This is a genomic window from Patulibacter brassicae (assembly GCF_033949425.1).
GTDB lineage: Bacteria > Actinomycetota > Thermoleophilia > Solirubrobacterales > Solirubrobacteraceae > Patulibacter > Patulibacter brassicae.
Genome location: NZ_JAXAVX010000001.1, coordinates 837,164 through 849,499 on the forward strand (window position 1 = coordinate 837,164; position 12,336 = coordinate 849,499).

The 12,336-nt window shown below is 74.6% G+C and carries 8 protein-coding genes; all 8 read right to left on the reverse strand.

Features of this window, described 5'->3' with window-relative positions; all coding sequences use genetic code 11:
• Positions 1-528: 528 nt before the first annotated feature.
• The 8 genes from SK069_RS03860 to SK069_RS03895 all read right to left on the reverse strand — a co-directional run bounded on the left by SK069_RS03860 (position 529) and on the right by SK069_RS03895 (position 12,277).
• Positions 529-1,791 (reverse strand): PucR family transcriptional regulator, encoded by a 1,263-nt coding sequence (locus SK069_RS03860; protein WP_319952863.1) that lies wholly within the window; start codon positions 1,789-1,791, stop codon positions 529-531.
• Between the two features lie 23 nt (positions 1,792-1,814).
• Positions 1,815-2,537, reverse strand: a complete 723-nt coding sequence (locus SK069_RS03865; RefSeq protein ID WP_319952864.1) for an SDR family NAD(P)-dependent oxidoreductase — start codon at positions 2,535-2,537, stop codon at positions 1,815-1,817.
• Positions 2,534-3,295: an SDR family NAD(P)-dependent oxidoreductase gene (locus SK069_RS03870; RefSeq protein WP_406628249.1), complete on the reverse strand. Its 762-nt coding sequence runs from the start codon at positions 3,293-3,295 to the stop codon at positions 2,534-2,536. Before SK069_RS03870 ends, SK069_RS03865 begins: the two co-directional genes overlap by 4 nt.
• A gap of 85 nt (positions 3,296-3,380) precedes the next feature.
• Complete coding sequence (locus SK069_RS03875) at positions 3,381-4,955, reverse strand: class I adenylate-forming enzyme family protein (protein WP_319952866.1); 1,575 nt, start codon at positions 4,953-4,955, stop codon at positions 3,381-3,383.
• A 38-nt stretch (positions 4,956-4,993) separates the two neighbouring features.
• Entirely contained in the window at positions 4,994-6,409 is a 1,416-nt protein-coding gene (locus tag SK069_RS03880; RefSeq protein WP_319952867.1) for a phytoene desaturase family protein, read from the reverse strand.
• Positions 6,406-8,244: a DUF3556 domain-containing protein gene (locus tag SK069_RS03885; RefSeq protein WP_319952868.1), complete on the reverse strand. Its 1,839-nt coding sequence runs from the start codon at positions 8,242-8,244 to the stop codon at positions 6,406-6,408. Before SK069_RS03885 ends, SK069_RS03880 begins: the two co-directional genes overlap by 4 nt.
• Before the next feature lie 272 nt (positions 8,245-8,516).
• The gene (locus SK069_RS03890; RefSeq protein WP_319952869.1) at positions 8,517-11,306 is read right to left on the reverse strand and encodes a penicillin acylase family protein; all 2,790 of its coding nucleotides are present in this window, start codon (positions 11,304-11,306) and stop codon (positions 8,517-8,519) included.
• On the reverse strand, positions 11,303-12,277 hold the full coding sequence (locus SK069_RS03895) for a GNAT family N-acetyltransferase (protein ID WP_319952870.1): 975 nt from the start codon (positions 12,275-12,277) through the stop codon (positions 11,303-11,305). Before SK069_RS03895 ends, SK069_RS03890 begins: the two co-directional genes overlap by 4 nt.
• Between the last annotated feature and the right edge of the window lie 59 nt (positions 12,278-12,336).

Consider the following 12,336-nt stretch of genomic DNA (forward strand, 5'->3'; position numbering starts at 1 on the left):
ATGGCCTCCTGACGGAGGGCGTCACGAGCCGTCGCCGCGTTCCCACGCGGCCACGAGCTGCCCATGCGCCTCTCCTCCTCGATCGCGGTGCAGCGACTGTGGTGAACGTAGTTCGCGCGGGGTCGTCCGATCCTGGGTTCCTGCACCACGACCTCGCGCAGGCGTTGTGCCGCGCGCACACTGCGCCCGAGACCGCAATCCCGCCGGACGGACGGACGATCCGGCGGTCCCGTGGACATCCCGCGGCACGGGGCGCAGCGGGGGTTCCGCTGTCGATCGACGGGGACATGGGCGGCGCGCGACGGCTCCTCGCCGCGATCGGACTCTCTCGCAGCGCGCTTCGGGCACGCGATAGGCCCCGCGGGGCGTTCTCCTCCCCCGGAGGGACGATCTGCCTCCCCCGCGGGTCCCCCCTCCCGGCGCCGCGCCGCTCGGCGCCCGCCGGCCCTCCCCCGGTCGGAGGACGCGGACGGCCGACGACGGGACGAGCCGCCAGGGGCAGCGCGTCCGCCGGCAGCGCTCGCCGGGTCAGTCCGCGAGCGCGTCCGGGCCCATGACCGCGGCGAGGGTCAGGGCCGCCTGGAGCTCGAGGCCCCAGTGCGTGGCGTAGCCGCCGAGCAGGGCCTCCGCGCGCTTCACGCGCAGGCTCACGGTGTTCTTGTGCATGTGCAGCGCCTCGGCGGCCAGCGACGGGCTGCGACCGTGACGCAGGTACGCGAGGACGGTCTCGCGCAGCCCGGCGGCCTGCTCGTCGGCGGCCGCGAGCGGGCCGAGCTGGTGCCGGACGAACCGCAGCGCGCGGTCGCGATCCTCCGCCAGCAGCGAGACGAGCTCGATCGACTCGTAGGTCGTCGTGCGCGACGGGCCGGAGGCGCCGAACCGCGCGCAGATCCGTGCGGCGTGCAGCGCCTCCTCGTGCGTCACGCGGAAGCCCTCGATCCCCGCGCCCGGGCGTCCGATCGCGATCCGCACGCCGTCGGGCGGCTGGTGGGACTCGAGCGCTCGCAGGGCCGCGTCGTCCGGGGGCGCCGCCGTCCGGCACCACGCCCAGAGCACGGAGGCCCCGGAGGGGATGAGCAGGGGGTCGCCGCCGCCGAGGGCGACCGCCACCGACATCGCCGCCGACTCGAGCCGGTCGGTCTCCTCGATCTCGAGGTCGCCCTCGACGACGAGCCCGACGTGGTGGCCGCCCAGCGAGTACCCGAGGCGCCGGCTCGCGACGTCGGCGTCGAGCGTCGCGCCGGAGAGGACGTCGGCGGCCGTCTCGGCGCGGACCGCCGCGGCGCTGCGGACCCAGCGCTCCTGCTCGGTCTCGTAGTGCTCGGCGAGGTAGCCGCTGACGACGTCGATGTAGTCGAAGAGGAAGCGCGAGACGCCGTCGAGGGCCGAGGCGAGCTCGACCGGGTCGTCCAGCCGCCGTCGCAGGACGTCGGACACCGCGATGTAGAGGAAGCGGTGGCCGAGGCGGTAGCTACGCAGGAGCACCGCGAGCGGCACGCGCCGGCGCACCATCGAGCGCACGTAGCGCTGCGCGGGCTCGGGCACGACGCTCGTCTCCGGCTCGCCACCGTCGGCGATCAGGCGCGTGATCTGCTCGATGTTCGCCTGGCAGCTGTCGCGCGTCTCGGCGAACGCCTGCGGATCCTCGAGGCGCCGCAGCTCCTCGATCTCGCGGTGCAGGGCGCGCGCCATCGCGCTGCCGTATCCGAACGTCGGGACCCCCATCGAGCGCACGAGCTCGCGCGCCCGATGGGAGATCGCCGCCGGCTGGGCGTCCGCCACCTCGAGCATCCCCCAGCCGCCTCCGGGGTTCCTCAGACGAGGGCCCCGGTGGCGCCGCCGTCGAGGACGAACGCCTCCGAGGTGGAGAACCGCGAGCGGTCCGACGCGAGGAAGGTCACGAGCTTCGCGATCTCCTCGGCGGTGCCGAGCCGGCCCTGCTTGGCCCCGATGACCTCCTCGGCCGGCATGCCGATCGCCTCGGTCAGCTCGTCCATGTGCGACCGGACCATCTCCGTGTCGGCGAAGCCGGGGCAGACCGCGTTGACGCGGATCCCGAAGTCGCGCAGCTCGAGGCCGAGCGTCCGGCTGATCGACACGACGCCGGCCTTCGCGGCGGCGTAGGTGCCGATCAGCGGCGAGCCCTTGAGCCCCGAGATCGACGCCATGTTGATGATCGACCCGGAGCCCTGCGGCACCATCACGCGTGCCGCCTCGCGGGCGGTGAGGAACACCCCGTCGAGGTTGATCGACATGAGGTTGCGCCACTCGTCGAACGTCACCTGCGCCAGCGGCTTGACGAACGCGACGCCGGCGTTGGCGACGGCGATGTCGAGCTTGCCGTGCTGCTCGACGACCTGGTCGACCGCCTTGGCGATGGCGCCCTCGTCGCGCACGTCGAGCGTGATGTCGCCGCCCGTGAGGTCCGTCCGCACGACCGTGGCGCCCTCGGCGGCCAGCGCGTCGGCGCACGCCGCCCCGATTCCCTGGCCCGCGCCGGTGACCAGCGCGACCCGTCCTTCCAGCTCTCCGCTCACAGCAGGCTCGCTTCCAGTCCCCCGTCGAGGACGTAGTGGCTTCCGGTGGTGAAGGACGAATCCTCCGAGGCGAGGAAGGCGACCATCTCAGCCACCTCGGATACCTCGCCGATGCGGCCCTGCTTGAGCTTCAGGACCTCGCCGAACGGCATGCCGACGGCGGCCTCGAAGGGCGAGACGAGCCGGTCGACCATCGCCGTGTCGATGAACGCGGGACAGACCGCGTTGACGCGGATGTTCGCGGCGCGCAGCTCGATCGCGGCGACCTCGCTGAGGCGCACCACGGCGCCCTTCGAGGCGCAGTAGGCGCCGAGCAGGGGCGCACCGCCGAGCCCGGCGACCGACGACATGTTCACGATCGAGCCGGAGCCCGACGCCGCCAGCAGCGGGACGCTCGCCTTGATGCCGAGGAACGTGCCCGTCACGTTGATCCGCATCAGCCGGTCGAAGTCGGCCTCCTCGGTCTCCGTGAGCGGCGCGCCGATCTCGATGCCCGCGTTGTTGACGAGCACGTCGAGGCCGCCCAGCTGCTCCTCGGCGGCGGCGACCGCCGTCTGCCACTGGTCGGCCTGCGTGACGTCGAGCGTCGCCGAGCCGTGGCCCTCGCCGAGCTCGGCGGCGAGCCGCTCGGCTCCCGCCGTGTCGACGTCGGTGACGAGGACCTTCGCGCCCTGCTTCGCGAAGAGCTCGGCACAGGCCGTGCCGATGCCGGCCGCGGCACCCGTGATCAGGGTGCGACGACCGGTCAGGTCGGAGATCATCGCTCCTCCTCCGGTCGGGGCGCCCCGGGGCGCCCGTGGTTGGTCCCGCCGCGAGCGCGAGCGGGATCGTGGGTGGGCGCCCTCACCGGGCGCCCGCCGTCTCGGTGGCGTCGGCGAGCGCGGCTCGCAGCGCCTTCTTGTCCGTCTTGCCGGTCGCCGTGCGCGGCAGGTCCCCGGTGATGACGTCCCAGGTCCGCGGGCGCTTGTACGACGCCAGGCGCTCGGCCGTGTGCGCCTCGAGCACCGAGAGCTCGACCTCCTCGGTGAGGACGACGACGGCGTGGACCTCCTCGCCGCGGTGCGCGTCCGGGCGGCCGATCACGGCGACGTCCTTCACCGCGGGATGCTCGGCGATCGCCTCCTCGACCTCGCGCGGGTAGATGTTCTCCCCGCCGCGGATGATCATGTCCTTCGTGCGGTCGACGAGGTAGAGGAAGCCGTCCTCGTCGCGGTAGGCGACGTCGCCCGTGCGCAGCCAGCCGTCCTCGAGCGTCTCGGCGTTCGCGTCCGGGCGGTTCCAGTAGCCGCCCATGATGTTCGCGCCCTTGATCCGCAGCTCGCCGCGCTCGCCGTCGGGCAGCACCGTGCCCTCGTCGTCGGTGATGACGATCTCCTGGCCGCGCAGCGCCATCCCGATCGAGCCGGCCTTGCGCGGGCCCCAGTACGGGTTGACCGTCGAGACGCACGTGCTCTCCGTCAGGCCGTAGCCCTCGATGACGCGCAGGCCGAACGTCTCCTCGAACCGCGTCAGCAGCGCCCGCGTGAGCGGCGCGGCCCCGCAGACGACGTACTGCAGCGAGCTCGTGTCGGCGGTGTCGGCGCCCGGCGCGTGGAGGAGCGCCGAGAGGATCGTCGGCACGGACGAGAACGTCGTCGGACGGTGCTCGTCGACGAGCTTCCAGAAGTCGCGGCCGGAGAAGGGCGGCCAGAGCAGGACCTCGGCGCCGACCATGAGCGAGGTCATCGTCGTGGCGACCTGCGCGTTGGCGTGGAACAGCGGGAGGATGAGCCCGGCGCGATCGCCGTGGCGCAGCGGCAGCAGCTCGCCGACCTGCGCCGCGTTCACGACGTAGTTCTCGTGCGAGAGCATCGCCCCCTTCGGGCGGCCCGTGGTGCCCGACGTGTAGACGAGCGACGCGAGGTCCGACCCGGCGATCTCGACCGGCGTCGGCTCGGCGTCCACCCGCAGGTCGTCGAACGCCGTGACCTCGGAGCCCTGCGCGCCGTCGAAGGAGACGACGTGCTCGACCGCGCCGAACGCGGAGCGGTCCGCGAGGACGCGCTCGACGCCGGAGGCGTCGCCGATGACGACCTTCGCGCCGGAGTCCCCGACGACGAACGAGATCTCGTGGGTCGTGAAGTGCGCGTTGATCGGGTTGAACACCGCCCCGATCTCGGCGATGGCGAACCACGCCTCGAGGTACTCGGGGCGGTTGGCGGAGACGACCGCCACGCGGTCGCCGTGGCCGACGCCGAGGCCTTGCAGGCCCGCGGCGAGCCGCAGCACGCGGGCGCGGAACTCGCCCAGGGTCCAGGCGGTCCCCTCGGTGTCGCGGAACCACGGGCGGTCGGGGTGGTCGCCGGCCCGGCGGGCCAGGAGCTCGGGGAGGGTGGTCGCCTCGACCACCGCGTCGGAGGACTGTCGCGTCTCGGTCATGGTCGTCTTCGGAGGGGTCGGGGTGGGTGGTGCCTGCGTCAGGCGGCGAGCCGGCGCAGCGCGGAGTTCGCGGCGTTGTAGCCGCACATGCCGTGCGCGCCCGCGCCGGGCGGGGTCGCAGCGGAGCAGAGGAAGAGCCCGTCGGCGCCGAGGGCGTACGGGTCGAGCGCCGGCCGGGGCCGGGCGATCATCTGACGGGCGTCGTTGGCGCCGGTGATCGTGTCGCCGCCGACGAAGTTCCGGTTGTAGGCCACGGTCTGGGCCACGGTGCGCACGTCGCGCGCCTCGATCCGCTCGCGGAAGCCGGGCGCGTAGCGCTCGATCTGCGCCTCGATCGCCGCGGTCGCGTCGCCGGTCCAGCCGGTCGGCACATGGGCGTAGGCGTAGATCGGGTGCAGGTCGCCGCGGGAGCGCGTCGGGTCGGCGAGGTACTGCTGGCAGAGCAGGACGTACGGGCGCTCGGGCATCTCGCCGCGCCAGATCTGGCGCTCGACCGTCGCGACCTCGCGCGCGTCGCCGGACACGTGCACCGTGCCGGCGCGGCGCGTCGGCTCGTGGGTCCACGGGATGCCCTCGCGGACGGCGAACTCGACCTTGAAGGTCGCCGGTCCGTGGCGGTAGCGGCGCAGCGCGCGCGCGACGCGCGGCGGGATGCGATCGCCGGCGATCCGCGCCGCCGCCTCGGGCGCCGTGTCGAAGAGGACGACGTCGGGGCGGTCGAGCTCGTCGAGCGACGTCACCTCGACGCCGGTCTCGATCCGGCCGCCGTGGCTGCGCAGCAGCGACGCCATCGCGTCGGTGATCGCCCGCGAGCCGCCCTCGGCGACCGGCCAGCCGTAGCGGTGCGCGGCGGTGCCGAGCGTCACGCCGACGGCGGCCGAGAAGAGCGTGTTGAAGGGCCGCAGCGCGTGCGCGATCGTGCCGGCGAGCAGCGCGCGCCCCTCGACCGTCCGCAGGCGCTGGAGCAGCACCGCGGCCGGGAGGCCGGCCTGGGCGCCGAACCGGGCCATCGCCAGCGGATGGCGCGGCAGCTTCGTCATCGGCTGCGTGACGGCCGGCGCGATGCGGTCGAAGTGGTCGGTGAGCCAGCCGAAGAGCGAGCGCCAGGCCCGGCCGTCGGCGCCGAGGCCGGCGGCGGTCTCCTCGACCGACCGCAGGGCGGCGGCCCCGCGGCCGCCGTCCAGGGGATGGCTGTACTCGACCTCCGCCCACCGCCACGTGAGGCCGTGGGCGGCGAGGTCGAACCGCTCGGTGAAGCCGTTCTCCACCGCGAGCGGGTGCGCGGCCGAGCACTCGTCGTGCAGGAGCCCGGGGAGCGTCAGCTCGCTCGTCCGGGTCCCGCCGCCGATCCGCTCGGCCGCCTCCAGCACCGTGACGTCGATGCCGGAGGCCGCGAGGGTCACGGCGGCAGCGAGCCCGTTGGGCCCGCTGCCGACGACGACCGCTCGCGTCACGTGGCGACCTGCGGGCGGGGTGCTGCGGCGGCCGCCGGCTCGTCCGCGCCGGGGATCGGCTGCGGCGGGTAGCTCACCCGCTGGTAGCCCTCGCGGCGCCAGGTGACCTCGGTGGAGACCGGGCCGTCCGGCAGCCACGGCTGCGTGTTGACGCACTCCTCGACCGACCAGCTGCCCCGCTCGATCACGCCGACCGCGGCGTCGATCACGTGGTACTGCTGACGCCCGTTGGCGTAGGGCTCCGACTCGACCCAGACGACGATGAACTCGCCCGGCGCGAAGTTGCACCGGTCCTGGAGCGCCTGGATGAAGCGGTCGTCGTGCAGGTGGCCGTCACCGAAGTTCCAGCCCATGAGCGCGTTGGAGGAGAACTCCGCCTCGCGCAGCGTGTAGTGGTCGAGGTCCTTGCCCAGCGTGTTCCACATGACCGAGTTCAGGCCCCGGCCCTGGCTGTGCAGGGAGCGCCAGCCGAGCAGCTGGTGCAGGACGACCTCCGCCTCGTGGAAGCCGTAGAGCTCCTCGAGCTGGTCGCGCTGCATGAGCGACGCCTTCTTGACGTGCTCGTTGAGCTTCTGCTCGGCGCCCGGCGCCATCGCCCACATCGCCGACGCCCAGTTGCCGGCGTACTGACGCAGGCTCGGCAGGAACGAGATCTGGTCGGGCCGCATGTTGCCCCAGATCGGGAAGACGCACATGGCGATGAGCGTCAGCGCCAGCAGCGCCGGGTCCATGTCCCACAGCGCGTAGCCGGCGCTGCCCTGGTGCTCCAGGAAGAGGAACCCGATGAGGAACATGAACATGACGTTCCACTCGATCGGCGTCGCCAGCGGGAAGCAGCTGATGATGAAGACGCAGTAGCCGAGCATGATGATCGCGGCGATCGTCGTGATCGTGTCGTTCGTCGACAGGAGCAGGACGAGCGGGACGGCGATCTCGAACGCGGTGCCCGGGATGTGCGCCATGAACTTCGCGAAGCCCGACGGCCGCAGGTCGTTCGGGAAATCCTTGTAGTGGCCGCGCTTGATCTTCGTCGAGCTGAGCCACGGCGTGTTGCTCGTCATCGGCGGGATGACCAGCGGGAAGTGCTTCGTGAGCTTCGAGAAGCCGGCCCAGGCCCAGACGGCGACGATGAGGATCTTCGCCGCGATGACCATGTCCACGAACGGGAAGAACGCGAAGAAGATCAGCGCCGGCAGGTACTGCTCGCTGCGGGCCGCGAGGAAGACCGTGCGGTCGCGCAGGCCGAGGACGCAGAGCAGCGCGATCATCGGCACGAGCACGCCCGTCGACATGAGCGTCAGCGACGCGCCGGCGGCGTTCGTGTCCGCGTTGTCCTGACCGGGCAGGGCGATCGCGACGACGTAGGTCGCGATGAGCGCCGTGTAGAGCAGGACGTCGATCGGCTCGCGGGTGTGCCCCTTCGTGCCCGGCACCTTGTCGGGCCACGGCGGGAGCCGAATCGTGCCGGTCCGGAAGTAGTGGCGGAAGCCGGCGGTGAAGGGCTTGAAGTGCCCGGAGAGCGGCCCCCACGAGCCGCCCATGCCGAGCGACTCGATGAGCAGCATCCAGACGATGAGCTTCTGCCAGACGATCGCCTGGTCGAACCACTCCGACGGCGCGAACGGGTTGAGGTCGGAGGTGAGCGTCGCCGCCAGCACTCCGCAGCCGGCGGTGAAGAAGATCATCCGGAACAAGTAGATGAACATCGTGATCTTCGGTGCGCCGAATCCGTATTCGGCCCAGTGCCTCGAGAGCGTCTTGATGCGCTCGAGGTACGGCATCTTCATGAACGTCGGTGGATCGACGGGCGGGAAATTCCCAGTGGTGAGACCCATGGCGGCTGCTCCTCCTGGTCAGCGGGATCGGCGGCAGGCTCGCACCGCTGACGGGGCGTCGATGACGGCATCCGCACCCGGATGGTGGGCCACCGGAGGCCGATGCACTCGATGACGGGTGGCGTTGCCGCCGTGGGCCGCGCGGGCGCGCCGCGACCGGCGCGCAGCGCGGTCGGCGGCGCGTCGGCGGACCGGCGAACGCCGCGCCGACCCGGCTCGGCGGCGTCCGGCGGCGGCGCCGGCGGGAGTCCCGGCGCCGCCCCCGCGCCGGCTCAGCGGGGCCGGCGGCCCCGGATCTCGGCCGCGAGCTGGTAGGTCGGCCGGTTCTGGAAGTCCGCCAGCGGCTGGTCCAGGAGCCCGTAGGGCCGATGGACGATCGCGTCGAAGCAGCGCTGCCGGTCCGTGCGCGCGTGGCGCCCGCGGTCGCACTCCGCGTCGTCGCGGTAGACCTCGGCCGGGGGCACCGCCAGCGCGTCGCGCAGCGAGGAGGCCAGCGCCGCCACGCACGCCGCCCGCGACCCGCCCCCGCAGAAGCCGGTGGCGAAGCGCTCCCGCAGCCGGCCGCCGAGCACGGCGCGCAGGTCCTTGTGGGCCATGGAGTACCAGCCCGCCTGGTACGCCGACCCGCGGTGGCCCAGGTCGCCGCCCGGCGGATCGTCGAGCGGGAAGAACCGCTCGAGGGCGGCGAACAGCTCCGCGCCGAGCGCGGGCTCGAACTGGGCCCGCAGCCACCGCGGCCACCACGCGTCCATGATCCGGATCGCGTCGGCGTGCTCGTAGCGGCCGTCGCCGTCGGCGTCCCGCCGGTGCCAGCCGTCCGCCGCCCACGCGGAGAGCCGATCCAGCGCGGCGCGCAGCGCGGGATCGCGCTCGTCGCGCAGCAGCCGCAGCGCGAGCGGCAGCACCTTCTGCCCGCGGAGGTCGGTCGTCGCGGCCAGCCCGACCGCGCGCACCGCCTCGCCGAGGTCGATCCGGCCGCCGCCGCGCGTCAGCGCCTGGTCGACCCGCAGGTCGAGGAGCTGGGAGCGGTAGACGCTGCCGTAGGTGCTGTCCGCCGACGACGCGAACCCGACGGCCTGCTTGTTGTTCCAGTTCGTGACGTAGTCCTGGTTGCGCACGGCCGGCTGCTCGTCGAGGCCGAGCCGCTGGGATGTGCGGGCGACCGGGTCCCAGCCGACCCACGCGTCGTCGGCGGACACCGGGAGCTGCCCCGTCGCGCCCGGGGCCCGCCGCGGCAGCGCGCCGGCGCCCTGGTACTGCGCGTCGCGGTCGTCGACGTAGAACCAGTTCGTCGCGAACGCGATATCGGCGGTCGCGCGACGGAAGCTCTCCGCGTCGTGCACGGCGTCCGGGCGGTTCAGCCGCGCGATCCCGACCGCGGAGTCGATCTCGTGCCCGTACGTCGAGCGCAGCACGGTGAACGCCGTCGGCCGTCCCTCGACGGTCCCGCGACCGGCGACGAGCCCGAGCGGGGTCCGCTCGGCGACGAGCTCCTGCCGTCCCGCCGGGGTGGGGTCCGCGAGGCTCGGCGTCCAGCTCGTGCGCCGGACGAGCCGCTCGATCCCCACGCACCGGTCGCGGTAGCGCACGCCCGAGGAGCGCAGGGTCGCGACGCCACCGCCGGGATCGCAGAGCGGCAGGGCGAACGTGTCGGCGATGTCCTGCTGGCCCGAGGTCGCCGAGAACGCGTAGTCGAGGCCCCGCCCGACGAGCACGAACGCGCTGAGCCCCGGGAAGGCCGCGCCGCGCGCCTGGATCCCGCCCCCGACGAGCTCCTGCTCGAGCAGGAGCTGCGGGGCGCTGAAGTCCACCTGCGGCCCCATGACCGCCAGCGGATGCCCGCTGCGGGAGCGCGCCCCGGAGACGAGCAGCGCGTTGGACATCGTCCGCGGCAGCGATCCGACGATCCCCGGGAGCGCGCGGGTCGCCCCGGGACGTCGGTCGACCGGCGCCTCGCCGCGACGCGCGCGGGCGCGGGCGGGCGCCGCGTCCGGGCCGGCGACGACGACCGGGGACCGGACGACGCTGCCGCGGTCGGGCAGGATCGCGGTGCCGCCGGCGTCGCCGGCGGGCGTCCCCGAGGACGGGGTCTGGTACGGGAAGCGCCCGGCCGCCCGCCGGACCGTCGTCGGCGCGTCGGGGTCGTCGAAGGCCAGCAGCTGACGCCAGAGCGCGCGCCCCGTGCGCGCGCCGAAGCGCTCGGTGAACCGCTGGAGGAGCTCGGCGACCTCGAGCTCCTGCCCGCCGCCGCGTCCGAACGAGGTCCCGAAGAGCGCCGCCGTCGCGACGAGGTCGGTCGTGCGCCACCGCTCGGGGCCCAGCGGCCGGTTCACCGCCAGGTACTCCGCGGGCACCCCGCCCGGCCGCAGCGGCAGGCCGACGAGGTACGCGTTGATCCCCGCCACGTACTGCTCGAGGTCGCGCCGCAGCCGCGCGCCCTCGGCGCCGTAGCGGCGCGGGAGCGCGTCGAGCTGCGCCTGGAGGTCGACCTCGGCGTAGGGCGCCTGCGACCACTGGTAGGCATCCAGGGCGCGGTTGCCCGGCGCGCCGCCCGCGAAGCCGCTGAGCTGCCCGCGCGCGAGGTGCCGCATGACGTCCATGAGGAAGAGCCGGTCCTGCGCGGCCACCCAGCCCGCGCCGAAGAGGACCCCGTCGCGGGTGGCGCCGCGCACGCGGGGCACCCCGAAGCGGCGGTCGCGCACGATCGTCACGTCGTCGCGCGGATGCTCCTCGCCGACGCGCTCGGCGGGCGTCGTCCCGAAGGTCGCGTCCTTGTAGAGGCGGGCGAGATCGAGCGGTCCGGGCCGGGCCGCCGCGCGCGGCAGGGCGGCGAACAGCGGGAGCTGGTCGCCGGCGTGCGACGGGCGCCGCCCGTCGGCGAGGAACGCGAGGGCCTCGGGCAGCGACGTGCTGCCGTCGGTGCCGGGCGGCAGGACGTCGTGGACGCCGCCGGCCGCGGGGTCGCCCGCGCCGCGCTCGAGCGGCGCCGGCGCCGCCCCGGCCGGAGCCGCGCCGGCGAGCGCGAGGACGAGCCCGAGCAGGGCGAGGCGACGGCGGCTCACAGCCACAGCCCCGACGGCAGGTACGGTCCCGCCCCCACCGCGCCGAGCGTCGCGACCGCCCCGCTCGGCGCGAGCTGCAGGCCGAGGTCGGCGACGACGCGCAGCGCCCAGTCCTGGCCGGCTCGCAGGCCCTCGACCGCCGTGCCCTCCACCGGGGCGTCGGCGAGCAGCGCGCGCAGGACGGCCGTGGCCGCGGCGTCGTCGGTCCCCACGACGAACGACGGATGGCCCGACGGCCCGGCCGCGCCCCACGCGCCCCGCGGGTCGACCGCCGGTCGCCAGCCGAGCGCCACGAGCGCCGGCAGATCCCGGCGGTGGCTCGCGCCCCGCGCCGCGCGCGAGAGCGCCTCGAGCAGCTCGGCGTCGCGCTCGGGGTCCGCGTCGCGCACGGTCGGCTCGGCGGTCAGCCGCCGCCGGTCGACCGGACCGACCGCGTGCAGCGCGGGCGACACCGCGAAGCCCGCGCGCACGACGCCCCGGAGCATCCGGACGTCGGTCGAGCACGCGAGCACGGCGGCCCGCGGCGGCCCCTCCGGCCGCGCCGCCGCGGCCTCGATCACCGCGCCGGCCAGGCGCGCGCCGACGCCGGAGCGGTGCTCGTCCGGTGCGACCGCGAGCTGCGACATGAGCCACGTGCCGTCGCGCAGGACGCTCGCGCAGAGCCCCACGACCCGCCCGTCGCGGACGGCGACCCGGCAGAGGTCCGGGTCGGTCTCGCTCATCCGGGCCAGGACGCCGTCCAGCAACGGGTCCTCCTGGAGCTCGGGTCCGCAGGGATCGTCGGGGTCGGCCCAGATCGTGCGCAGCGCGACGTCGACGGCGGCGGCGCGGTGGGCGTCCCGCAGCGGCACGACCGCCGCATCGGCCGCGCGGGCGTCGGCGACGGGGCGCGGCAGCGCGGCGACCCGGGACGGGGGCGGCGCAGTGGCTGAACGACGCGGATCGGCGGACGCGGGCGGAGTGGTGAGCATCGGTCTCGGGATCGGAGGGCGGACTGCCGCCGACGAACGTCGGCGGCGGCCCGGGAAGG

What these genes read in the sequence shown, in the direction of transcription:
- SK069_RS03860 (WP_319952863.1), bottom strand. Translation starts at nt 1,791, where the DNA reads ATGCTCGAGGTGGCGGACGCCCAGCCGGCGGCGATCTCCCATCGGGCG.
- SK069_RS03875 (WP_319952866.1), bottom strand. Translation starts at nt 4,955, where the DNA reads ATGACCGAGACGCGACAGTCCTCCGACGCGGTGGTCGAGGCGACCACC.
- SK069_RS03885 (WP_319952868.1), bottom strand. Translation starts at nt 8,244, where the DNA reads ATGGGTCTCACCACTGGGAATTTCCCGCCCGTCGATCCACCGACGTTC.
- SK069_RS03895 (WP_319952870.1), bottom strand. Translation starts at nt 12,277, where the DNA reads ATGCTCACCACTCCGCCCGCGTCCGCCGATCCGCGTCGTTCAGCCACT.